This window comes from Bacteroides sp. MSK.20.12 (assembly GCF_019052435.1).
Lineage (GTDB): Bacteria > Bacteroidota > Bacteroidia > Bacteroidales > Bacteroidaceae > Bacteroides > Bacteroides xylanisolvens.
Map to the genome: position 1 here is coordinate 1 of NZ_JAHQVH010000059.1, position 24,535 is coordinate 24,535.

The window sequence follows — 24,535 nt, forward strand, 5'->3', positions numbered from 1 at the left end:
ATTTGGCATATCGTTCGTTCATATTTTCTTTGTTTTTATTATTATCGGTAATGTTCGGCAGCGTTCCGCTTTAAGCAGTAGTGCTGTTTGTTACTAACGTTTACACATCGAATAGAGATTCATTTTATCTTTGAACATCTGTTCCGGTTCTTCATATCCTTGCAATTTATAATATTCAAGTAAAATATCCGGATGTTTAGTCAATAAATAATAATCTATTGAACGATTCGCAACTTCAAGAATGTCATACGTTTTACAGCGTTGCTTATATTCATCCTCTGACATTTCAAGTTCTTTTACTATATACTCTCGCTCTGATTCATCTATAACAATTTCAGTATTTTCAGTTTCCAATAAATCCTGTTTACAAAAAACTTCAAAACTATACGATGAAAGATAAGTATATAAATCTTTTATTGATATTTCTTGAAAGTTGCAATTACAGAGCAAAGTATTACATTCGGAGATATAATTTTCAAGGTAATCAATTCGTGCTTCCTCCCAAAAGTCATTTTCTTCACAAAAATGAAGTTGTGGCAACTCTTGTTGAATTGTTTGCCATAGTTCCTTCAATTCTTTACTTTGAAGTAGTCTTTCAATTTCTATTCGATTTACCATATTTCTTGCAAGTTAGTAATGTTATACTATCAGCCGATTTGGCTGTTATTTTCTTTAAGTATCAGACCTCGTCTTCCTCCATCAACAGATCGTCCAACGGGCTTTTGATATTGCTTTTGAAAGTGTCGGCTATGTGGACATACCTTTCTGTCGTCTTGATATTGTTATGTCCCATAAGCTCTTTCACTATCTTGATGTCGGTTCCCTGCTCCAGCAGGTGAGTGGCGAACGAATGGCGCAGCAGGTGCGGATAAATCCGTTTCGTGATTCCCGCTTCCCGGGCCGCTGCCTTCAGCCGTTTCGACACGATACTCTCGGTGAAAGGTTCTCCCGGTCTGTGTTCAAAAAGCCACACTTTCGGTTTGTATAGTCTGTTATATTCCGTCAGCTTTTTCATCAACGGTCTTGACAGCAGGGTGTAGCGGTCTTTTTTCCCTTTACCCTGCCGCACCCGTATCAGGGAGCGGGATTCGTTGATGTCGCCGGGTTTCAGTTCCAGCAGTTCGCTGATGCGCAACCCTGCGGAATAGAGTATGGAGAACATACAGAAGAAACGCAGGTCTGTCACCGTCACGTCGAGTATTTTCTTTATTTCCTCCTTGCTCAACACGTCGGGCAGCGTCTTCTCCCGTTTGGCACGGTTCACCTTGTAACACCGCCGTTCCTGACCGAGAACTTTCTCGTAATAGAACTTGATGGCGTTGATACGCTGGTTTTGCTGGCAGGAGGATATGTTTTTCTCGTGGATGAGATACAGCAGGTAGTCGTTTATCTCGCCGGGAGTAACCGTTTCAATCTTACGCCCCTCGAAATGCTGTTGGAAATCGCGGAAATAGGAGGTATATACCCTTACGGTATGGTCACTGTAACGCACTTGCTGAAGTTTTTCCAGATAGCCTTCCGGCAGTGGCGGCCGTTTGTCTTCCTCTTTACGGGGTGCGGTTTCCTTGATGGCAGAATAGTCTATAAACGCCATTTTTACATAGCGGTCGAAGAACTCGGCAAGCACGAAATCTTCTGCCGGCAGATAAGCCCTGCCGCCGACAAGCAGTACGTTTTCTTCCTTCGACAGCGACAAGCGGATGTCATTGTCATTACCGAAAGTCACTTCGACAAATTCTCTCCCGTTTCTTATCACCGGAGAAAGTTTGATCTTGGTTTTTGGGGTATATATTTCCATGCCTCACGTTTTGTCGGATATTGAAACCCGTTTTCGCAAATTTATAAAAAAACACGGGTTATCCATGCGCTTTATTGACATTTAACAATAGATCCCGACTACCTGACAAATAAGGTGAGGAGCCACGAAAATACCCTCTGCCAAATCCGTCCTTCCCGGCACTCCGTTTCTCCGATTTCCTCTGCCCTGCGCCACAAGCGGCCACTTCTGTGCCCGATGCTTCCATAGCCTTTCCAACTCTTTTACGTTCAGCCGGTTCCCCTTACTTTCGTTCCCGCATCGCTATTGGTGCTAACTAAAAACACTCGTAATTATGGACGAAAACGTAAAGAACGACGCTAAACAAGTCATGCTCGTTCAGAATGCCGACGACGGACGACTACAAGCCGTTACCGGCGTGGATCAGGACGGCAATATCCAGACCGCCGACCCCACGGATCAGAACGTGGCGAGCCTGCTGAACGTGAACACGCAGGATTCAGCCCTCGAAGCCTTCTTCAAAAAGTTCATGGAACAGGCCCAGAACCCCGTCCACACGGGTATCTTCGTCATGACGGAGAATGCCCTGAACAAACTTATCCGCATCGACTTCGACCCGGAGATTCTGGAAAATTACCGTATCGACCCCTCCGAACGGCTCCAGACGCAGGAGCAGCGGCAGTTCGAGCCGCTGGACGTCACGAAGATAGACCTGGCGGATATGGAGAAGAAAGGTATCCGCATGGAGGACATCGAGCCGCACCTGAAAGCCATGTCTTACGGACATAAATCCAACGGGCTGGTGGAGATGAACCCCGAACTGGAGAACGGGATGCGTGTTTCCACCAAAGGGCGCGTGTCGCTCGAAGAGCAGGCGGACGGCTCGCTGCGCGTCGTGCCGCATTACTGGCAGGAACGACCCGACCTCGACGCCCCCTTCCACGGGGTGCTGCTCGATGAGGAGGCGAAAACGAACCTGATGAACACCCGTCATGCCGGGAAAGTGATCGACCTGGAGCTGGAGCCGGGCAAGCTCACGCCCTGCTACGTGTCGATAGACAAATGGACGAACACGCTGGAACCCATGCCCGTTTCGTTACTCGAAAAACGTGCCCGCATCAAGGAGGCCGACCTCTCGGAAGGCAAGCAGATGGATTTCTACGGCGGCGGCAAGGTGTTGCTCGAAGGATATACCACCCGCGCGGGTTATAAGCGGGATGCCTATATCCAAATCGACGCGGCCGAACGTAACTATTCCTTTACCTACGACGGTTTGGATCGCAACCGCTACGCCCAGGAGAACAAGGAGATTTACCGCCAGAAGGCCGCCGAGAAAAACGGACGGCAGGAAACTACGGCCTCCGAACGACAGCCCACGCTCACGATTCACCGGACAATCCTCAAAGCCTCCGTGCCCAAAGAGGCTTATGACCAGTGGACGGAAGCGGTGAATGATCCCTCCAAGCGGGCGGATGTCAAGGCTTTCTACATCAAGGGCATGGTCAAGGACGGGCAGGGTGAGCCGTTCAACGCCTGGGTCAAGCCCAACTTCGAGCGTAACAAGATGGACTTCTTCCGCTGGAATCCCGACCGTGCGAAACGGCAGGGGGCGGAGGTCAAACCCGCCGTTGAAAGCCGTACCCAGGTCGCCGTCAATTCCGAGGGCAAGACCGTCGAAGCGGTCAAAGGTGTGAAAGAGCCGCTCAAGCAGGGACAGCAGGAGGCCACCCCGGCGCAGAAGAAAAATTACCGCAGCAGCAAAAAGAGCAACTCCAAAGGTGCCAAGGTATAACGTATGAAATGGTTCTACATGCAGGCCGGAGCCATGCCGCTCCTGATCGCGGCGCTGGCTGCCTTGTACCTCCGGCCGGGTAAACGCAGCCCCCCGGAGAAGGCGGACGACGGACGGCTGTATTACGACGGGAACGGCAACCATGTCTATTACGACCGCCGGCTGATCGCCCGTCCGGAAAAAGAGAAAGAAGAAGAACAACAAGAAAACAACCACTGAAAAATCCGAATCATCATGCAAGTAATTATCGCAGAAAAGCCCTCGGTGGCGCGTGAGATCGCCGCCATCGTGGGAGCCACGAACCGTAAAGACGGTTTTATCGAGGGAAACGGCTACGCCGTAACCTGGGCCTTCGGCCACCTGGTCGGGCTGGCAATGCCCCAACAGTATGGCATCGCGGGTTTCCGCCGGGAAAACCTGCCTATCCTGCCATCATCGTTCATCCTCCTGCCCCGGCAGGTTCGGGAGGGTAAAGAGTATAAGGCCGACCCGGGTGTCGTGAAGCAGCTCGGTATTCTCCGGGAATTGTTCGGCATGGCCGAGCGCATCATCGTCGCGACCGACGCGGGGCGTGAAGGGGAGCTGATCTTCCGCTACATCTACTCTTACCTGGAATGCCGCACCCCTTTCGTGCGGTTATGGATCAGCAGCCTGACCGACCGGGCCATTCGCGAGGGGTTACAACACCTCCGCCCCGGCAACGAATACGACAACCTCTACCTCTCGGCCAAAGCCCGCAGCGAAGCCGACTGGATCGTCGGTATCAACGCCTCGCAAGCGCTTGCCGTGGCTGCCGGGCGGGGTGTCTGGTCGCTCGGACGGGTGCAGACCCCCACGCTGGCGATCATCTGCTCCCGTTACCTGGAGAACAAGGCGTTCAAGCCCGCCGCCTATTTCCGGCTGAAGCTCTCCACGGCAAAGGAGGGCACGGAGTTCACCGTCCTCTCCACGGAGAAATTCGACGGCAGGGAGAAGGCGGAAGCAGCCCGCGCCGAGGTTATCGGCGCCCGAACGGTACGCGTCGTGAACGTGGAGCGCAAGGAGGCCAGGGAACAGCCGCCTCTCTTGTACGACCTGACGACACTCCAGAAAGAGGCCAACAGTCGGTATGGTTTTTCGGCAGAAAAAACGCTCGACATCGCCCAGTCGCTTTACGAGAAGAAGTTCATCACTTATCCCCGTACCGGCTCACGCTATATATCGGAAGATGTGGCCGAGGAGATTCCGGCACTCATCGGGAACATGACACGCTATCCCCGTTTCGCGGAATACGCGGGCAGGATGGATACCGCATCTCTCTCCCGCCGAAGCGTGGACAACGAAAAGATCGCCGACCACCACGCGCTGCTTCCCACCGAGAACCTCCCTTCCGAACTGGATGCCGACCACCGCATCGTCTATGAGATGGTCGCGGGGCGGATGCTCGAAACCTTTTCCGGGGCCTGCGTGAAAGAAAACACTTCCCTTACCCTGCAAAGCGCGGGACATGATTTCACGGCCCGCGGCAGTATCATGGTCGAGACGGGCTGGCGGGCCGTCCTGAATGAACCTGTCGAGGAGAAAGAGGAGGACATGACCCTCCTTCCCGACATCGTGCAAGGCGACGAGCTGCCCGTCAAAGGATGCGGCACGGAACAGAAACAGACCCGGCCGCGCCCCCTTCACACGGAATCGAGCCTGCTGGCGGCGATGGAAACCGCCGGACGCGAACTGTCCGACGAGGCCGAACGCGAGGCGATGAAGGATGCCGGCATCGGCACGCCCGCCACCCGTGCCGCCATCATCGAAACGCTCTTTGCCCGCGAGTATGTCAGGCGAGAGAAAAAGTCGCTTGTACCCACGGACAAGGGACTGGCCGTGTATGCCGTGGTCAGGGACAAGAAGATCGCCGATGTCGCCATGACGGGCGGCTGGGAACTGGCCCTCTCGAAGATCGCCACCGGGGAGATGGACGCCCCGACGTTCCATCGCGGTATCGAGGTCTTCGCCTCGCAAATCGCCAAAGAACTGCTGGAAGCAAGAATCGACGGCGCGGAGAGTGACACAGCCTGCCCGCGTTGCGGCAGGCCCGTGGTGTTCTATCCCAAACTCGCCAAGTGTCAGAATCCCGATTGCGGCCTGACCGTATGGAGAACCGTGGCCCGCAAGGAGCTGACCGACAAGCAGCTCGCGGAACTGCTGACCAAAGGCAAAACCGGCACGATCCGGGGATTCGTCAAAAACGGCGGCGGGACGTTCGACGCGGCCCTCACGCTCGATGACCAGTTCAAGACCTCGTTCGTTTTCGAACCGCGCGATACTCCCAGGCAGGGAAAGAGGAACAAACGGAAATAATCGTTACCTTTGCCACTGGAAAAGACCTGTCATAACGAGATACGCTTGTTTGATAAGGATTTTTTCAGTGGTCGGCGCTTCGGGTGGGAACCCGGGGCGCCTTTCTCTTCCCCGATTATCAACGACCACTAAAAATTCTTATCATGCCAGACAAGCAACACCATACCCCCACGGGGGAATTGTCCTATTACGGACTTTCGTTACTATCCTACCTCAAGGACAGCCACCCGGAACTCATCGCCGAAAGTGAGTTCATCGCCGAGCGGGCCGACAGCGCCGCCCAAGCGTACAGCGAGGCGATCCGTTCGGGCTGCAACCACATCGAGGCCGAAGAAATTGCCCGCGAGGAACTCTGCCGCGGACTGCACTTTTCACCCTACAACACGCTGGTAAACATCCTCTGGAGGGAATTCGAGGCGGAGATTCCCGAGGATACCGCCCGGCAGGCGGCTCTACGCCTGCTGCCCCTCTGCCGCGGGGTGCTGGAGAAGTACGACCTCACGGACGACTTCGCCGACACGCCCGACTATGAACTGTTCTATACCGAACTGACGGGAACCGTCCAAATACTTCTCGAAGATGGCATTCAATAAGAAAACCCACCTCCGCCAGAATATCGACGCGCTGAAGACGGCCTTCACGCTCGACAGGGAACGGCGGGCGCCGACTCCCGAAGAAGAAAGGACACTCGGCGCATACAGCGGCTTCGGCGCCATCAAGGAAGTGCTGGAAAACCCCACCGGGAAACCGGACAAGGACGGCATGGCAACGCTCGTGGCCGAGTTGCAAGAGGTCATCAGGGCGAACACCCCCGACGAACGGGAATACAAGCGCTACATGGACGGGATCAAGAACTCCGTCCTGACGGCTTTTTACACGCCCCCGAAAGTGGCAGACGCCATCGTGGAGGCGATATGGGATACGCGGATCGCCCCCCAACGTATTCTTGACCCCAGCGCGGGAACGGGGGTTTTCGTCAATGCCGTGGATTTCCACGACCCCTACGCGGAGATCACCTGCTTCGAGAAAGACCCCGCCACGGGGTTGATCCTGAAGCACCTGCACCCCGAAAAACGGGTGCGGGTACAGGGATTCGAACGTATCGAACCCAAATACGCCGGTTACTACGACGTGGCCGTGAGCAACATCCCTTTCGGGGACGTGGCGCTCTTCGACCCGTTCTTCTCCACCCATACCGACCCCGTGCGGCGGCAAGGCACACGGGCGCTGCACAACTATTTTTTCATGAAGTCCGTCGATATGGTACGCGAGGGCGGCCTGGTGGCATTCATCACCTCGCAGGGAGTATTGAACGCCGAGCAGGGACGCCCCGTGCGCGAGTGGCTGATGAACCGCTGCGAGCCCGTATCGGCCATCCGGCTGCCGAACAACCTCTTTACAGAACACGCGGGGACGGAGGTCGGCAGCGACCTGGTTATCCTGCAAAAGAAAGCCGCCACGGGGGAACTGTCCGAACGGCAGCGGGATTTCATCGAATCCCGCAAGCTGTCGAACGGCATCCGGATAAACAACCTTTTCCAGTCGTTCGACAGGGTGATCCATACCGAGGCCAAAGTAGGCAAAGACCCCTACGGCAAACCGGCGATGGAGTTCACCCACGCGGAGGGCGTGGACGGCATCGACCGGGAGATGCGGCGTATGCTCTCAGAGGATTTCAACCGGCATTTCAACGAGAGTTATTGCCTGGAACATGCTCCGGAACAGACACCCGGTACACCGGAGCGGGAATTGTCCCGTCCCCGTCAGGCGGAACGCCAGCGTGCCGAAAGACACGAGCCCCGCCTTGCCGGAGAAATCGTCAAGGAGATTATAGCCGACGCCCGTAACCTTCAGCAGCAGCGGGAAGAGGAGGAAAAACGCCGCGTCGTCGCCGAAATGGCGGCGCAGGGCTACCATGTCGATACCGAAACCGGGGAGATTACCCGAATCGAAAACAAACCCGGACAAGCGTTACCGGATTCTGCCGCCACTCCCGCCGGAGAACCGACCGGAGAGGATCTGGCCGACTTCGGGGCCTGGTCGAAAGAGCGGGAGAATCGCTTGTGGGAGCAGCACCCGCCGAAACCCGAAGATTTCGGCATGGCAGATACTCCCGTGCAGCACGTGGGCGGAACAACGGAACCGAAACCGCAGGAGGGCTTCGCCGGGTCGCTTTTCGACACGGTGGAAACGGCGGCTCCCGTACCTGCCACCCAAGCTGCCGAACCGGTAAACGTGCAGCAGGAACCGTTGCTGACGCTCTACGATCTGTTCGGCTTCAGCGCCGAGGAGCGGCGGCAGGCAGAACTCGGTATATCCAAGAAAAGGAACAGCCGCCGGGGAGCAAAGCGGAAGACGCCCCGGCAACCCTCGTTATTCGCCCCGGCCTCCTCTCCGGAGGAACAGAAGAGCGAAATGCCGAAAACGACGCCACCGGAGCGTGATCCCGAAGACTTGTATGCCTCCCTGAACTGGGAGGACAACCCGCCGATCAACGGCTTTTACGAGATGATGATGTCGCTTACCCCGGAACGGAGGGCGGAATTGCGCCGGCAAAACGCCCGGCAGCAGGAAACCCCGGAACAGCGGGAACGGCAGGCGGTACGCCCCCCGACGGAAGCCCCGAAAGACAGACGGAAACAAGCCGCCGGTACGCCGAGAACGGGCAGCCTGTTCGACACGCCGGACAATCCGGAGGAGGAAGAACCCGGTAAAGAAATGCCGCAGATACGGGAGGCGGATATGAAACCCCGCCCGTTCGAGGGTGAGGTCGCCCCCTATTTCCGCGAAGGGACACTCGTCACGGACGGACAAAACCGGGTCGGCTACCTGCGGGGGATTGAATCCCTGCAACCCATGTTCCACCCGCTGGAACTCACGCCTGCACAACGGACGAAAGCCTCCATGTATATCGAGATACGCGATGCCTATTACCACCTTTATAACAACGAGGCGGAAACGCTGACGGCGAACCCCGCCCTGCGGGAGATGCTCAACCGGCTTTACGACAATTTCACCGAACGCTTCGGACGGCTCAATGACAAACGCAACCTCGACCTGATCAAGATGGACGCGCGGGGGACGGAGATTCTATCGCTGGAGCGTTACATCGACGGCAAGGCACGCAAAGCCGACATCTTCGAGCGTCCCGTGGCCTTCAATCCCGATGAGATCACGCACGCCGACGACGCTTCGGAGGCCCTTGTGGCCAGCCTGAACAAGTACGGCCGGGTGGAACCGCACTACATGGCCTCGCTCACGGGAACTACCGTGGAGGGAATACTCGGGGAACTGAAAGGACGTATCTATTACAACCCGGAAACGGACGGCTACGAGGTTGCCGACAAGTTCATCGCCGGCAATGTCATCGGGAAAGCCGAACGGATCGAGGCGTTCCTGCGGGAGAATCCCGACCACGCCCCGGCCCGGGAATCGCTGGAGGCTCTGCGCGAGGCGACGCCCAAACCCATCGCTTTCGACGACCTGGACTTCAACCTGGGCGAACGGTGGATTCCAAAAGGTGTTTACGAGCGTTTCGCCTCCTCGCTCTTCGATACGGAGGTGAAGATCACCTTCGCCTCCAACCTGGACGAGTACGGCGTGAAGGCGGAAGCGACGAACGTGAAGATCACGGAGCAGTATGCCGTCAGCGCGCAGACCCGTAAGTACAACGGCCTGCACCTTTTGAAACACGCCCTGCAAAACACTTCGCCCGACATCACCAAGACCGTCCTCAAATGGGTGGACGGCGAACGGCGGGAGGTCAAAGTGCGTGACGGGGAGGCCATACAGCTCGCCAACAGCAAGATAGACGAGATCCGGGGTGCTTTCCCCGAATGGCTGCGCGAGCAGTCGTCCGACTTCAAAGACCGCCTGACAGACCTCTATAACCGTACTTTCAACTGTTACGTGCGCCCGAAGTACGACGGGACGCACCAGGAATTCCCCGACCTCGACCTCAAGGGGCTGGGAATAGACAATCTGTATGACAGCCAGAAGGACGCGATATGGATGGACAAACTGCTCGGCGGCGGGATAATCGACCACGAGGTGGGCGGCGGAAAGACCCTCATCATGTGCTGCGGGGCCTACGAGAAGAAACGCCTCGGGCTGGCCAATAAACCCATGATTATCGGGCTGAAAGCCAACATCCATGAAATAGCCCGGACGTTCTGTACCGCTTACCCGATGGCCAAAGTCCTCTACCCGGGCAAGGAGGATTTCACGCCCCGGAAGCGTGAGCGCATCTTCCGGGAGATACGCAACAACGACTGGGACGCCGTGATCCTCTCGCACGAACAGTTCGGCATGATACCCCAGTCTCCGGAGATACAGCAGGAGATATTGCAGGCCGAGCTGGACTGTGTGGAGGAGAACCTCGAAGTGCTCAAAGCACAAGGCAGGGACGTTTCCCGCGCCATGATGAAAGGGTGTCAGAAACGCAAGGCCAACCTGGAAGCCAAGTTGCAGAAGGTGGCGCACGCGCTGGAAACACGCAAGGACGACGCCGTGGACTTCCGCCTCATGGGTATCGACCACCTCTACGTGGACGAGAGCCATAAATTCAAGAACCTGACTTTCACGACCCGGCATGACCGGGTGGCGGGCCTCGGAAATCCCGAGGGGTCGCAGCGGGCGCTCAACATGCTTTTCGCGCTGCGTACCATACAGCAGCGCACGGGCCGCGACCTGGGGGCGACGTTCCTCTCGGGAACGACCATCTCCAACTCGCTCACGGAACTGTACCTGCTTTTCAAGTACCTGCGCCCGAAGGAGCTGGAGCGTCAGAATATCCGCACCTTCGATGCCTGGGAGGCCATATTTGCCAAGAAAACCATCGACTACGAGTTTTCCGTGACCAACGAGGTCGTGCAGAAAGAACGGTTCCGATATTTCATCAAGGTTCCCGAACTGGCCATGTTCTACTCCGAGATTACAGATTACCGCTCGGCGGAGGATATAGGGATCGACCGACCGCAAAAGAACGAGATATTGCACAATATCCCGCCGACACCCCAGCAGACGGAGTTCATAGAACGACTGGTGCAGTTCGCCAAATCGGGCGATGCCACGCTCCTGGGCCGCCTGCCGCTCTCGGAGCGGGAGGAAAAGGCGAAAATGCTCATTGCCACAGACTACGCCCGCAAGATGTCGCTCGATATGCGTATGATAGACCCCGAACTATACAGCGACCACGTGGACAACAAGGCGAGCCACTGCGCCCGTATGATTGCCGGTTACTACCGCCGTTTCGAGGCGTACAAAGGTACGCAGTTCGTATTCTCCGACCTGGGAACCTACAAACCCGGAGCGGGGTGGAACGTCTATTCCGAGATACGGCGTAAACTCGCGGAGGATTACGGCATACCCCAAAGCGAGGTGCGGTTCATCCAGGAGGCGACCTCGGAAAAAGCGCGCAAGGAGATGATCGCCGGTATGAACACCGGAAAAATCCGCGTACTCTTCGGATCGACCGAGATGCTCGGGACGGGAGTGAACGCGCAGAAACGCTGCGTGGCGATACACCACCTGGACTGCCCCTGGCGTCCCAGCGACCTGGAGCAGCGCGACGGGCGGGGAATACGCACCGGGAACGAGATCGCCAAACTCCATGCCGACAACAAGGTGGACGTGATATTATACGCCGTCGAGAAGTCGCTCGACGCCTACAAGTTCGGGCTGTTGCACAACAAGCAACTGTTCATCCGCCAGCTCAAGACCAACAACATGGGAAGCCGTACCATCGACGAGGGGGCCATCGACGAAAAGAGCGGCATGAATTTTTCCGAGTATGTCGCCGTCCTCTCGGGAAATACAGACCTGCTGGACAAAGCCCGCCTGGAGAAGAAGATTGCCACGCTCGAAAGCGAACGCCAGGCATTCGTGCGCGGCAAATCATCGAGCCGCTACAAGCTGGAGCAGATCACGGAGAAGATAGAGAAGAACAACGACCTGATACGGCGTATCGGCAAGGATCTGGAACACTTCAAGGCCCGCGTCGAGTTCAACGAGGACGGCTCGTACCGCAATCCCGTGAAACTGAACGGGCTGGAAACCTCCGACCCCAAGCTCATCGGGAAACAGCTCAACCATATCGCCGAAACAGCACGCACGCTCGACAGGCTCGAACCCATCGGGAGCCTCTACGGGTTCGAGCTGCTCGTCCAGAGCGAAACGACCGGGAAAGACGGGCTCGACCTGGTGCAGAACCGTTTTTATGTCCGGGGTGAAGGGGATTATCTATACCAGTATAACTACGGGAATATCGCCTCCGACCCGCGACTGGCGGCGATGAACTTCATCCACGCGCTCGCGACCATCGAGCCGACACTGGAGAAATTCCGGAAAAAGAATGAGGAACTGGAGAAAGATATTCCCGTCCTGCGGGAAGTGGTGGAAAGTTCCTGGCGCAAGGAGCCCGAACTGACGGCCCTAAAAGCTGACCTGACGGAAATAGACCGCAGGATACAGCAAAGCCTCAAACCGATAGAAGAGAGCGAGGGAAAGGAGGCGGAGGAGGATAACGACGTGTGCCGGGAACGGCATGACACGGCGGAAGAGCTCCCGAAGGAAGACAACACGGCGGCCCGTATTCCTTCCCGGCTGCGGCAGATTGCCGACGCCTCCGGGGGGCGCATCGTGATCGCGGGCGTGGGCAGCCCGCCGGAGAACGGCCCTGCGAAGAAAGGGATCAAGATGTAAACGAAAAGCCGACGGAAGTACAGATTTCCATCGGCTTTTTTCATATGTCCGTGAGCGTTGTCGTCACACTTCCTGCAAGAGTGTTTGCAGCTCCTCCTGCGTGGGAAGATAGGTCATGTACTGGGCGGCGAAGACCTGCTTTTCATCTTCGGGCAGCGTATAACGGACGACCGCGTCGTTTTTCTCCGCGCAGAGGACGATACCCACCGGAGGGTTATCCCCGGGATTCATCAACTCACGGGTGTAGTAATTGACATACATCTGCATCTGCCCCAAATCCTGATGGGTCAGCTCCCCGGATTTAAGGTCTATTAAAACGAAACAACGGGCCAGGTAATTGTAAAAGACCAGGTCGATGTAGAAATGCTTGTCATCGAAGGAGATACGCTTCTGTCGCGCGACGAAGGCGAAGCCTTTCCCGAGTTCGAGCATCAAGCGCTGCAAGCGGCTGATGAGCAGTTGCTCCAGATCGGTTTCCAGAAAATGCTCTCCCTGCGGGATACCGAGAAACTCCAGGATATACGGGTCGCGGATGATCTCTTTGGGTTCGACACGTCCGGGTTCGGTACGGGAAATCTCCTCTTTCACAGCTTTCTTGTCTCGGCTGGCCAGCAGGCGGTCATAGAAAAGCGTGTTGATTTGGCGGTCGAGCTGCCGGACACTCCAGTTTTCCTTGACGCACTCGTGCAGGTAAAAATCACGGGCGGCATCGCCCGACACCTTGAGAAGCGTGCGGCAATGCGACCAGCTCAATTTATCACACAGCGTGTGATATTTCGGGTAGCACTGGTAAAACTGCCTCATGTACCGCAGGTTGGTGGCCGTGAACCCGTTTCCGAACTCCGCCACGAGCCGCCTGGAAAGGGTGTTGATGACAGCCTTGCCATATCCGGCACGGTCGGTTCCCTGCTGCTCGTACTCCACTATGTATTTCCCTACCTGCCAGTAAGCCCTCACGAGGGTCGAATTGACATGATGTATCACCTTCGCGCGCGCTTCCTGCAAGATATGGCGCACATTATGCAGCAGCTCTTCCTCCCCTTTGTCGGCAGGATATATTTTATCAGTTTCTTTCATTGCTTCATTATTATATAGGCTTCATTCAGCAAACATACTGATTTTACGGCAAATATCGAGCGGTTGTACCGCCTTGTCGTGCCTTATTCCATGTATCTCCGCGTTTTTCCATGACGCCGGACTCTCGGGACAGGGCCTAACCGGAACCGGCAGGACGATCCTTTTTCAGCTTGCGGAAATTACTGAAGTTACGCTCGATGAACCGCAGGACGTCCGATTCCCGGTAGAAGGTCTTGTGATAGATCATCTCGTAAGGCAGCTCTCCCGAGGTGCGGTAACGCTGGAGTGTGCGCTTGCTGATATTGAGCATACGGCACAGGTCGTAATTGTCCAGAAGACGCTCCCCGTCAGGCAGGATGGAAAGCGGTTGCTCCACGTCCCCCGCGCACAGCTTCTCGATACGTTCCAGCCGTTCCGAGAGCCGCTGCATCCATCCGTCGAAATATTCCTTGTCCAGAAACATGGCCTACTCCTTTGGTTGGTTCTTGCGCCGCACGGAACGCTCCTTCAGCACACGGCGGATTTCCGTGAGGGAATAATACAGCTTCCGGTTGATGGCCGAATAGGTGATCACGTGATCCGAGCGGAGGCGTTGAAGGGTACGCCCGCTGATACCCAGGTAACGGCAGACCTGCTCGCCGTCCATCCATTCGTCGTTTATATACTCCTTATTCCATGCACGCCCCTTTTCAGGGAGAGAGGCGATTGCAGCCTCTATTTTCTCTATACGCCCGACAAGCTCGTTATAGGCTCGCGAACCGATCACTATGATTTTCATACTCCTTTGTTTTTTAGTCTGTTACAAAGGTCGGGCTTATATGGACAGCTTAAAACGAGGTCGGTACGACTTTTTTTTGATAATTTGCAGTGAACTGATTCTCAACGGTTCATGCGGTGAAGAAGGCAGTGTTTTTTACCGAAATCCGCGGCCCGTACTCGGTATTTTTATGGGCAGAAATGCGATAGAATACTGTGATTCAACGCTTAACGGTGTTCTAATCCGGACGGGGCTACAACGGAACACCCGTATCGGCTCCTTATACGGGTGCAAATACGGGCGTTCGGGAAAGTTCCTTTCGAGAGTTACGGGGGAAAACCGACCTCGGTTCTTTTGTTATATACAACGCTGATTATCAGTGTTTCTATAAGGAATAGAGTGCTTTACCGGTTCATATTCTACTCGGAATTGCCGTTTTTCTTGTTTCGCTTCCACGTCTGCATACGTTTAAGCAGGGCCTCTTTCGCCTTGTCAAGCCACGGTGTCGGGTTGTTTCGGATTTTCATATCGCAGAATGTCCTCGAAAGGTTCATGTCGAGGTGTACGTTGAAAGCGTTGGAAATGTAGCTGGCAAGTTGCGTGAGTGGCACATTGCCGAAACAGCCTTTACTGTCGAGCAGGTAAATAAGTTCCGTCAGATCCGTCTTCGAGTCCTGCCATGTCGGACGCACGTCAGACAATGGCAGAACCATGTTCCGGAGGTTCGTGCTCTCCAGTGATTCCAATTCGCCCATAAGATAAACCGACAACATATCGTTGGCCAGGATTTTCGCCACCTTGAAATCCGCGTTTGTCGAAAACTGCGGGTCGAGTTCATAGTAGAAGGTTTCCAGGTATTGCTCCGTGTCGGTCTGCCCGCGCAGGAAATAGAGGCTGTCCAGGTGTGTAGCGCCGCTGCGGAAATAGCGGATAAAGTCAAGGCGTTTCTGCGTGTACGCGTTGATGGCCCGAACATGGGCGTCCAGGTACTCCCGTTGTGCCTCGATACTTCCTACCGGACGGTTCATCTCGATATTGTAGAGCTTGCGGTAATAGATCAGACGGCAAAAAAGACGGGGTTTGATTTCTTTGAAGAACTTTATTTCCTCGTCATCGTTTTGAAAACGGTAGCCGATGATATATTGTTTCAAACGGTCGAACGCTTCTCCCAGGACACGTGACGCTTCAAGCGACTTTTTCAACACGTCGGTATCCCGCGATTCGATACGTTCGATACTCCGCAGGACTTCGCTGTTTAATTTTTCTATAAATGCAATCATAATCCGTCTTGTTACTTTCGCGTATAAAGTTAGCGAATCGAAAAACCGGCGGATTACGATTTTTATCTTTCTCTTCGTTTTTTTATCACGAGGCCGATTTTAATGTCAGATCCGGCCTTCCTGGCGGATGGAAGTGGGATTGCTCCCCATATTCCGCTTGCAAAAGTCCGTAAAGTGGGATTGGGCGGAGAAACCGCACATGTAGGCTATTTCCTGCAACGTGTAGTGTGTCGTCCGCAGCAACTCCCCGATACGTTCGATACGGCGCTGACGTAACCACGAGGAGGCCGAGCAGCCGAAAACCCGCTGGAAACGCCGGCGGAAGGTAATCGTGCTGGAATACCCGCAAACCCCGGCGAGTTCCGTGACGTTATCCGAGGCAAGATAATTCGATTTGACACGGGAGATGAACTCGTAATCGTCCCCCAGGTGCAACAGCTCCTCGAACTCCCCGACATCGGCGGGAGTGAGATGTTCATAAGAGGCGTCGAGCATTTTCAGCATGACAGCAGCGTTACATTCAACGGGCATACCCAATGTCTTACGGGCTTCACGCAGGTAATTCTTAAACCGCAGCCGCAGCGTGTCGTGATGCGGGTAGGAACACTGGAACAGAATGGTGCAGACCGTCCGCAGTTCATCGACACAACAGTAGCCGAAATACCACGTTACAAGACGCTCGACGTAATGGACGGCATGAAACTCCTCCGAAAGCATCAGAAGAAGCAGGAACGGGGTGAAATCCTGGTATTCCCCCGTTATGGGACGGGGTGCTTCGTCAAGCAAGGAGGCAATGTCCCGCATCAGAAGAGAATCTCCCGAGTACGCTTTTATTTGTTCGGAACTGCGGGCATAATCCCGGTAACGCGATATGACCGCCGACAAAGCATTGAACTTCACGGCGTGAACGCCTTCTATAAAGGAAGGGCGAAGACTGTTGTAAATGGATAAGTCGGTTTGCATAAGTCATTTCTATAAAACGGAGCCGCATCCCCTTGTTGCCAAAGCTCCGCAAGTCGTTACTTATGAACCGCTTGGAACACGGTACGAATCCTAATTACAAATATATCGCATCCGACAATCCGGAACAAATATCAGCAGGCAAAAATGAAAATAAACCTCGTTATTTTTGATTTTTACCTGCAATAATATTATATTTGCAAACAAATAAGAGTTGTTTGACAGCATGAGAAATATAGTGTATCAAAGCACTTTACCAATTTCTTATCCGTTGCCTATTCTCATGCGAGTTTCTTTTAATCTATTTGTAGTCAATTAAATACCTTCAGACTACATCAAATATACAAAGTTTATTTATTCATAAACAAGGAATAACCGAAGAACTGGCAGAGATTCTACAAGTTGTGCTATCAGCAAAGAACAATTTCAATATTTTTTATGTTTATATAAATAAAGATAAACTTAAAAATAGAACGACTTATGATTTATGATTTCTTATTCCCCACAAAATCGAATACAACAAAAGTGTCTTTGTTGCTATTGGCTGTCCGGATCATCTTCGGCATATTATTAATGAACCATGGTATCCAAAAATGGAGTAGTTTCCAAGAGTTGTCAACTGTATTTCCTGATCCGCTTGGAATAGGAAGTCCCCTGTCTCTCGGATTAGCTATTTTTGGTGAACTTGTGTGTTCAATGGCATTTATTGTAGGCTTCTTGTATCGCTTAGCCATGATCCCGATGATTTTCACGATGATAGTAGCTTTCTTTATAGTTCACGCAAATGACGTATTTGCTGTTAAAGAACTAGCTTTCATTTATTTAGTGGTATTCATATTGATGTATATTGCCGGTCCGGGTAAATTTTCAATAGACCATATCATAGGAAACGAATTGTCAAGACGAAAATCAAGAGCATACAAAAATTAGAAATAATCCCCCTGATTAATTAAAAAATATTATATTTGCATACTTGTATGAGAGAAATTATCAATATTTTTTATTAATCAAAAATGTTTTAACATGAAAAGAGGGAAACTGACTTTAGTCGCAGTAGTGCTTAGCGGTAGCTTATTATTCAGTTCTTGTGTAGGATCATTCAGTTTATTCAACCGCCTGTCTTCTTGGAATCAATCAGTTGGAAACAAGTTTGTAAACGAACTCGTATTCCTTGCTTTCAACATTGTTCCGGTTTATGGCGTAGCTTACCTGGCTGATGCTTTAGTTATCAATTCTATCGAATTCTGGAGTGGTTCCAACCCAATGGCTAATGTAGGTGACGTAAAGAAAGTAAAAGGAGAGAACGGCAACTACATGGTGAAAACTCTTGAGAATGGATATTCTATTACTAAAGAAGGCGAAACTGCTTCAATGGATTTGATCTACAACAAAGAAGCTAACACATGGAACGTCGTTGCAAATGGTGAAAGCGCTGAATTAGTAAAAATGAACAATGACGGCACTGCTGATTTGTTCTTACCGAATGGCGAAAAGATGAATGTAACGTTAGATGCTCAAGGCATGCTGGCAGCACGCCAAGCTACAATGAGCAATCTTATGTTTGCCGCCCGCTAAAAATTAAAAAAAATACGAAGGAGATGAAACTACTTATTGAAGTTTCATCTCCTTTTTCAATCTCATCTTCCATCCAGCATCTTTTTATACTATGAATAAACTATATACACTTATCTATTCTGTCCTAATATTCACTTGCCTGTCCTGCCAGCAACAAACTCCTCAAACTCAAATAGAACAAACAGCTATAGATTTCTGCGAAGCCTTCTATAATTTCAATTACCCGGCCGCCAAAGCATGGAGTACACCTTCTTCCCTGTCCTATCTTAGCTTTTTAGCGTCCAATGTCCGACAGACTCACCTTGATCTGCTCAAAACACGAGGTGCTGCGAAAGTTTCTATTATATCCAGTAAGATAGATGCTAATTCAGAGGAAGCAACGGTTGTTTGCCAAATAAAAAATACATTCGTCATTAATCCTGTTGAAGGAAAAATAGAATATATGAGCTCTCTGCAAGATACCCTCCAATTTGTAAGAGAAAATAATAAATGGCTGGTTAGAAAGGATATCCCACAGCAAAATGGAAAGCAAAGTCACGACTAAATTTAGGATGAATAATCGGGAAATGTTCTTTCTTCGTTTCATAGGCGGGATTGACAGCTTTCATACCTCCATCAAAACGAAGGATAAAGAAATCTAAATCCAGGCGAAGCCCTAGTCCATAGGCCACGGCTATTTGCTTATAAAACTTGTCAAACTTGAAAACTCCTCCCGGTTGGTTGGCATAACTCCGGATGGTCCAGATATTACCCGCATCAATAAATGCCGCTCCCTGAAATTTCCAGAATAATTTGCTTCGGTATTCAATGCTGGCATCCAGCTTAATATCTCCCGATTGATCGAGCAAATTTCCATTTCCGGCAAAAGAACCCGGTCCCAAATCGCGAACAGCCCATCCGCGAACACTATTGGCTCCACCGGAGAAATATTGTTTCTCAAACGGAATCGTTTTTGCATTTCCATAAGGTACAGCTATTCCTACACCGGCATGAAACGCAAAGGAGTTACGATGGTCGATTCTGATATTCTTGGCAAAATCAAACTCTCCTTTCAGATATTGAGCATAAGGAATTCCCAAAATAGCGTATTCACCATTACTATTCTTCCGAATATTGGTAGCCTTAGACAGGGCATACATTATATTTCCCGCCGACTCGAAATTAAAACGGATGGAATATGAATTAGATGCAATCGTATTATTGATAATAGACCCTCCCACGCTATTATAATTATAGCTATATCCCATATTTACAATCAATCGATTCTGATAATTATACTGGAAAATATGGTTCTGCCCTTTATTAATATAATCTTCTTTAAACCTGTCAGAAATACGAGGCAAATATAGAAAAGCAATATTAATCAAATCAATACGGTGTTGTATCTTCTGACGTTGCGTCCACTTGTAGCTCCAGTTGGCAGAAGCCATCGTACGTAGGAATTCCGGGCGCAACTGATAATTATATTGCAAACCAAACTCTGTTGTCGCCCTGATTTTCCGTTTAAAATCAGAGGAAATGAAAGGGAACAGGAAATTAGGGAAGTTGATACTCGTTTCTACCCCGTATTCTGTATAGTTATTATTCGAATAACCTGCCTGAAGTCCGGAAATGACTTCATACGCTCCACGGAATTTTATCATAAAAGTTTCTGATCCGCGAAAAAGGTTCCTGTTTTGGAAAGAGACGGAAGCTGCCGCTCCCAAGTCACCGGCAGAATTAGTTCCCTCTACCTCGAAAGCTACTGATTTATGCTTGCTCTTGGTCAGCATCACATAGCAATCGAGCATCGTTGAATCTCCTATTTGAGTCTCAATAAAACGGATATTCGTATATTTCAATGCCGATAAACGTCCAAAACTGGAATAGGTCTGCTGCACATCGCGCTCATTATACAGATCACCGGAAGCAAACCGAAGGTTATCCGTAAGAACTTTAGGACGCAAATAGAGTTTATCCTTATAGTAAATCGGATATCCCTTATAATGCACCGAATCATTGATGTCCACACTGCTCATTGCCGAGGACTGCAAAACATCATAATCCGTAATAAAATTAATCTTATTGATCCAATATTGCCGATGTGCTCTTGCCGAATCATTCGCATGAGCTTTATACATCTGCAAATGTTGAGTCAGATCTACATTATAAGTATTACGAACGGTGTCGGCAGTATATCCGATATAATCCTTATTAAACTTATAGTAACCGTTCCGAAGTAACTTATTTGTGATACGTTGCCTGTCCGCGTCCAATACATTCACATCAAAATACATTCCTTCCTTCAGCAAACTTCTGGCAGAATCCTGTTTGAGAAGCGCAGCTATTTTAGGATCATAAATATCATATTTGATAGATTGAACAACGTATGGCTTGCCTGCCGTTACGTCATAATAGACTTTAATCTTTTTCTTTTTTACTTTGGTCGAACGTTTCACTGTTGCCGCCATATATCCCATATTATGCACAGCCTTAGTGATCTCTTCTTCAGAACGTTGCGCTTCGTCCTCGCTATATATTACGGGAGCATCCCCTATTCTTCTCAAGAACTTATTCCCCCATTTGGTCGAATCACGCCCCGACAGATTGTATACATAAAGTTGGGTCTTTATCAGACTGAACCACTTGGCATTAGGATTTTGGCGAACATACATGCGCAAGGAAGAAGGCCGTATATTTTTTTGGTCCGTACGAATTTTGACTTCATCCAGCAAATAAGATCCATCCGGCACAAACTTAGTGGTAGTACACGAAGCAAGTGACAAGACAGCAGCAGAAGCAAGCAAACAAAGAAAATTTCTCCTCATACGGTTTTACATCGATAGCATGAAAAATGCGCCTACAAAGATAAATTATATTTTCCGACGGGGAAAATAATTTAAGAAAAAGACGAAGAAAGTAAGGGTAGATTGGAAATATCTTTATAGCTTTGCAAAAGAATATCAAATCTATGGCATCATTAAGTAAAAACAAAATAAAGTATATCCACTCGCTGGAACTGAAGAAAATACGTAAAGAAGAGCGGGTATTTCTGGCTGAAGGTCCTAAATTGGTAGGTGATTTACTCGGACATTTTCCCTGTCGTTTTTTAGCAGCCACTCCCTCCTGGTTTCAGGAGCATCCGGGTATTGACGCAAGTGAACTGGTAGAAGTTTCACAGGAAGATCTTTCACGAGCCAGTTTATTGAAAACTCCCCAACAGGTACTTGCCATTTTCGAACAACCACAATATACTTTGGATCCGGAGGCAGTTCGTTCATCACTTTGCCTTGCATTGGACGATGTACAAGATCCCGGAAATCTGGGTACCATTATCCGTCTGGCCGACTGGTTTGGCATCGAACATATTATCTGCTCGCAGAATACGGTAGATGTATATAACCCTAAGACCATACAAGCCACTATGGGTGGAATTGCCCGGGTGAAAGTACATTATACCTCCCTCCCCGATTTTATCCGGTCGCTCGGAGATACTCCTGTGTTCGGTACATTCCTGGATGGAAAAAATATGTATGAACAACCATTGTCGACCAATGGCTTGATCGTAATGGGAAATGAAGGGAATGGCATAGGGAAAGAGGTAGCCACATTAATCAACCGAAAATTATATATCCCCAATTACCCGGCAGGCCAAGAGACATCCGAGTCTCTGAATGTAGCCATTGCTACCGCAGTAATCTGTGCCGAGTTCCGTCGACAGGCTGCATGGAAGTAAAATCAAAAGGATAAAATAAATAAGGGAATAAAGCTTCCCCCTTCTTTTCTGCTTCCTGCAGATACTCATTAAAACATTGGGAAGATTGATTCGAAACACTGGGAAGATTGATTTGAAACACTGGGATGTTTTTTAAAATCATCCCAGTGTTTTTTATTTCTTCCACCTGACTTTCAGAAAGCAGCACAATCACTCCCGGCATCCATTCAACCGATTCAATCTCTTCGGTCAATGGGAACACACCTCGGACAACTCCTTCGTCAGTGATCTCCACTACCTGCTGCTTCATATATCCGACGGCAGGTATCAGCAAATAATGAGAAGCAAAGCGTTTCATTACAATCAGTTGTTTGAACGTCTTTGTTGTTGCTTCCTGCGTTGATTCATCTGGCGTTCTTTTCTTTGCTCTATCCGTTCCTTTTGGATATGCTGTTCCACCTGAATCTGCTCCGGCTTCTTCTCACGATGAGTTCCCGTACGACGACGGTTCATCTCTTCCGGTGTCAGACGCTGAATGTCATCTTTATTCTTGTCTATGATCTTATGTAAAGAGTCGGCATTTTCTTTAGTAGCTATCTTCTTCAAAGAATCCACTTTCAATGCTTCTATCTTATTCAAAGAATCGCGTACGGCAAATGCGAGCGTATCCGTACAATGATAACGAGTCATCATGAAACGGTCGGCCAATACTGCTCCGCCTTTTTCCTGGCTATCCATCGGATAATAAATGAAACCTTTTATTTCTTTCATCGAACCTAATGTGTCTGCAAACAAACGAATTTGTTGCACACCCGGTTCAGTCACCGTTTTCCAATGATTGATCGTATCTTTTTCGTAAATCACCTGCATAGCCATAGTGACACCTCTTAAAGAGTCGGCAAGCATCGGCTCCAGGAAACGATACCGCACTTCCCATACCAATGTATCCCGGTCTTTGTAGTTAGAGTCGGTCGGCAAAGTAAATACATATTGATTATCCATCATTTCACCGGTCAAACGTACCATACGCTGCCACGGCCAGACATCGATGCTATCACCCTGCTTAGTCATTTTCGGTTTCTTATCACGCTTGGCTATCAGGTCGCCAACAAGTTCCTGTTCGTCTTTCAAGCGTTTTTTCACCTTATCATAAATTTTCGATAAAATCTCTGTGTTACGGGTATACCAAACCATGGATGAATCAAATGCAGCTTGTGTAGTCCCGTATTTCTTGAAAACGGCGTCGATATACAATGCTTTCTTATAGTTCTCACTATAAGGCAAATTATCTCCCATAGACTTTGCCACATGATAATCATACAGCAAATTCTCCATCTTCGATTCCGAGATTACATCACTGGGTCTTTTCACTTTACACCCGGCTACCGCAAAAACGAACATGCAGATGAGACACAGATGAAACCGAAATTTATTTTTCATGATCCGTAGCTTCCTTTTTATCTTTATCCAGCGAATGATAAGACTCATTCAAATATTTACTATAAAAGAGTAACAAGGCAATGATACCGCAACTGATAGCGGCATCCGCAAAATTAAAGATCGGACTAAAGAATATAAAATGCTCTCCACCCACAAACGGCATCCATGTAGGCCAGTTTGTATCTATAATCGGAAAGTAAAACATATCCACCACTTTTCCGTAAAACCAGGTAGAATATCCACCACCTTCGGGCATGAAACTGGCAATCTGCGAATGAGTGCTTTCATTGAAAATAACTCCATAGAACACGCTATCTATGATGTTCCCCAAAGCACCGGTCAGAATAAGAGCCACACAGACGATATAACCTGTTTTGAACCCTTTCTTTATGATTTTATAGAGATACCACCCTATCAATGCTACCGCAACAATGCGGAATGTTGTCAGGAATAACTTGCCGAAGATTTCCATACCGAAAGCCATCCCGTTGTTTTCGGTGAAATAGATATAAAACCAATCGGTCACACGTATACTTTCGTGCCAGTACATGTGAGTTTTAATCCAGACCTTGATGATCTGGTCAATAATCAATACGGAAAAGATAACGAGAAGGGCAATTCTCCCCTTCGTGAATAGTTTCTTCATGTGTTTATTATAAGTTAAACATAACGAGCTACAAGTGCCGTGCGTAAACTTTGCGCAGCTACTTGTAGCTCGTTACCTGTAGCCTACTTGCTATCTGTTATTTTTTACCACTGTTCTTTGCTTCAATGCTTAATGTAGCATGAGGAACAGCACGCAGACGTTCTGCCGGAATCAACTTTCCGGTTTCACGGCAAATGCCGTACGTTTTATTCTCAATACGTACCAAAGCAGCTTGTAATCCTTGGATAAACTTCAGCTGACGTTGTGCCAGTCGGGTCGTTTCTTCCTTGGAGAGCGTATTAGCTCCTTCTTCCAATACTTTATACGTAGGAGATGTATCGTCGGTATCATTACCGTCCAGTCCCATCAAACTTTTCTTCAACTGTTCATAGTCACGTTGTGCCAATTCCAGTTTCTCCATAATAATGGCACGGAATTCCTCGAGTTCCGCATCCGAATATCTAGTCTTTTCTGCCATAACTTTACAATTTTAAAAGGTTA

Annotated in this window: 22 protein-coding genes; 9 read left to right on the forward strand and 13 right to left on the reverse strand. The window is 50.3% G+C overall.

Annotated features, from left to right (window positions below):
- Positions 1 to 93 precede the first annotated feature (93 nt).
- The 3 genes from KTR06_RS22110 to KTR06_RS22120 all read right to left on the reverse strand — a co-directional run bounded on the left by KTR06_RS22110 (position 94) and on the right by KTR06_RS22120 (position 2,024).
- Complete coding sequence (locus KTR06_RS22110; protein WP_118363239.1) at positions 94 to 618, reverse strand: hypothetical protein; 525 nt, start codon at positions 616 to 618, stop codon at positions 94 to 96.
- Between the two features lie 61 nt (positions 619 to 679).
- Positions 680 to 1,798 carry a site-specific integrase gene (locus KTR06_RS22115; RefSeq protein WP_004319196.1) on the reverse strand — a complete coding sequence of 373 codons (1,119 nt, stop codon included), beginning with the start codon at positions 1,796 to 1,798 and terminating at the stop codon, positions 680 to 682.
- A 58-nt stretch (positions 1,799 to 1,856) separates the two neighbouring features.
- On the reverse strand, positions 1,857 to 2,024 hold the full coding sequence (locus KTR06_RS22120; RefSeq protein ID WP_004303813.1) for a hypothetical protein: 168 nt from the start codon (positions 2,022 to 2,024) through the stop codon (positions 1,857 to 1,859).
- 87 nt (positions 2,025 to 2,111) lie between these two features.
- On the opposite strand from KTR06_RS22120, the gene KTR06_RS22125 reads away from it, so the two are divergent.
- From KTR06_RS22125 to KTR06_RS22145, 5 genes are all read left to right on the forward strand, one after another.
- Positions 2,112 to 3,569 carry a DUF3945 domain-containing protein gene (locus tag KTR06_RS22125; RefSeq protein WP_005681362.1) on the forward strand — a complete coding sequence of 486 codons (1,458 nt, stop codon included), beginning with the start codon at positions 2,112 to 2,114 and terminating at the stop codon, positions 3,567 to 3,569.
- Between the two features lie 3 nt (positions 3,570 to 3,572).
- Positions 3,573 to 3,788 carry a hypothetical protein gene (locus tag KTR06_RS22130; RefSeq protein ID WP_005681363.1) on the forward strand — a complete coding sequence of 72 codons (216 nt, stop codon included), beginning with the start codon at positions 3,573 to 3,575 and terminating at the stop codon, positions 3,786 to 3,788.
- A gap of 15 nt (positions 3,789 to 3,803) precedes the next feature.
- Positions 3,804 to 5,903, forward strand: a complete 2,100-nt coding sequence (locus KTR06_RS22135; RefSeq protein ID WP_217290812.1) for a type IA DNA topoisomerase — start codon at positions 3,804 to 3,806, stop codon at positions 5,901 to 5,903.
- A gap of 143 nt (positions 5,904 to 6,046) precedes the next feature.
- The gene (locus KTR06_RS22140; protein ID WP_004295482.1) at positions 6,047 to 6,496 is read left to right on the forward strand and encodes a DUF1896 family protein; all 450 of its coding nucleotides are present in this window, start codon (positions 6,047 to 6,049) and stop codon (positions 6,494 to 6,496) included.
- A complete protein-coding gene (locus KTR06_RS22145) occupies positions 6,483 to 12,605 on the forward strand; it encodes a helicase-related protein (protein ID WP_217290813.1) in 6,123 nt (2,040 codons plus the stop codon). The genes KTR06_RS22140 and KTR06_RS22145 overlap by 14 nt, the downstream gene beginning before the upstream one ends.
- Before the next feature lie 63 nt (positions 12,606 to 12,668).
- Here the strand turns inward: KTR06_RS22145 and KTR06_RS22150 are convergent, their stop codons facing one another.
- From KTR06_RS22150 to KTR06_RS24820, 5 genes are all read right to left on the reverse strand, one after another.
- Positions 12,669 to 13,682, reverse strand: coding sequence for a YhcG family protein (locus KTR06_RS22150; protein ID WP_004295486.1), 1,014 nt, complete (start codon positions 13,680 to 13,682; stop codon positions 12,669 to 12,671).
- Positions 13,683 to 13,818: 136 nt separating this feature from the next.
- On the reverse strand, positions 13,819 to 14,145 hold the full coding sequence (locus tag KTR06_RS22155) for a helix-turn-helix domain-containing protein (protein WP_004295487.1): 327 nt from the start codon (positions 14,143 to 14,145) through the stop codon (positions 13,819 to 13,821).
- A gap of 3 nt (positions 14,146 to 14,148) precedes the next feature.
- Positions 14,149 to 14,460, reverse strand: a complete 312-nt coding sequence (locus KTR06_RS22160; RefSeq protein ID WP_004295488.1) for a helix-turn-helix domain-containing protein — start codon at positions 14,458 to 14,460, stop codon at positions 14,149 to 14,151.
- A 398-nt stretch (positions 14,461 to 14,858) separates the two neighbouring features.
- Complete coding sequence (locus tag KTR06_RS22165) at positions 14,859 to 15,719, reverse strand: RteC domain-containing protein (RefSeq protein ID WP_004303821.1); 861 nt, start codon at positions 15,717 to 15,719, stop codon at positions 14,859 to 14,861.
- 105 nt (positions 15,720 to 15,824) lie between these two features.
- On the reverse strand, positions 15,825 to 16,682 hold the full coding sequence (locus KTR06_RS24820; RefSeq protein WP_005681366.1) for a helix-turn-helix transcriptional regulator: 858 nt from the start codon (positions 16,680 to 16,682) through the stop codon (positions 15,825 to 15,827).
- Between the two features lie 477 nt (positions 16,683 to 17,159).
- On the opposite strand from KTR06_RS24820, the gene KTR06_RS22175 reads away from it, so the two are divergent.
- The 3 genes from KTR06_RS22175 to KTR06_RS22185 all read left to right on the forward strand — a co-directional run bounded on the left by KTR06_RS22175 (position 17,160) and on the right by KTR06_RS22185 (position 18,798).
- Positions 17,160 to 17,609 carry a DoxX family protein gene (locus KTR06_RS22175; RefSeq protein ID WP_217290814.1) on the forward strand — a complete coding sequence of 150 codons (450 nt, stop codon included), beginning with the start codon at positions 17,160 to 17,162 and terminating at the stop codon, positions 17,607 to 17,609.
- Between the two features lie 93 nt (positions 17,610 to 17,702).
- Entirely contained in the window at positions 17,703 to 18,254 is a 552-nt protein-coding gene (locus KTR06_RS22180) for a DUF3332 domain-containing protein (protein ID WP_004316429.1), read from the forward strand.
- Positions 18,255 to 18,345: 91 nt separating this feature from the next.
- On the forward strand, positions 18,346 to 18,798 hold the full coding sequence (locus tag KTR06_RS22185) for a hypothetical protein (RefSeq protein ID WP_217290815.1): 453 nt from the start codon (positions 18,346 to 18,348) through the stop codon (positions 18,796 to 18,798).
- Here KTR06_RS22185 and KTR06_RS22190 read toward each other — a convergent pair.
- Positions 18,752 to 21,061, reverse strand: coding sequence for a BamA/TamA family outer membrane protein (locus KTR06_RS22190; RefSeq protein ID WP_008022444.1), 2,310 nt, complete (start codon positions 21,059 to 21,061; stop codon positions 18,752 to 18,754). The two genes, KTR06_RS22185 and KTR06_RS22190, sit on opposite strands and share 47 nt — an antisense overlap.
- Positions 21,062 to 21,204: 143 nt before the next feature.
- On the opposite strand from KTR06_RS22190, the gene KTR06_RS22195 reads away from it, so the two are divergent.
- Positions 21,205 to 21,969, forward strand: coding sequence for an RNA methyltransferase (locus tag KTR06_RS22195; protein ID WP_042994385.1), 765 nt, complete (start codon positions 21,205 to 21,207; stop codon positions 21,967 to 21,969).
- Here KTR06_RS22195 and KTR06_RS22200 read toward each other — a convergent pair.
- From KTR06_RS22200 to KTR06_RS22215, 4 genes are all read right to left on the reverse strand, one after another.
- Complete coding sequence (locus KTR06_RS22200) at positions 21,920 to 22,306, reverse strand: hypothetical protein (protein ID WP_009041255.1); 387 nt, start codon at positions 22,304 to 22,306, stop codon at positions 21,920 to 21,922. The genes KTR06_RS22195 and KTR06_RS22200 overlap by 50 nt on opposite strands.
- 5 nt (positions 22,307 to 22,311) lie before the next feature.
- Entirely contained in the window at positions 22,312 to 23,388 is a 1,077-nt protein-coding gene (locus tag KTR06_RS22205; protein WP_217290816.1) for a DUF4296 domain-containing protein, read from the reverse strand.
- Positions 23,378 to 24,034: a lipoprotein signal peptidase gene (locus KTR06_RS22210; RefSeq protein WP_004295884.1), complete on the reverse strand. Its 657-nt coding sequence runs from the start codon at positions 24,032 to 24,034 to the stop codon at positions 23,378 to 23,380. The genes KTR06_RS22205 and KTR06_RS22210 overlap by 11 nt, the downstream gene beginning before the upstream one ends.
- Positions 24,035 to 24,131: 97 nt before the next feature.
- On the reverse strand, positions 24,132 to 24,512 hold the full coding sequence (locus KTR06_RS22215) for a TraR/DksA C4-type zinc finger protein (RefSeq protein WP_004295883.1): 381 nt from the start codon (positions 24,510 to 24,512) through the stop codon (positions 24,132 to 24,134).
- Positions 24,513 to 24,535: the final 23 nt, after the last annotated feature.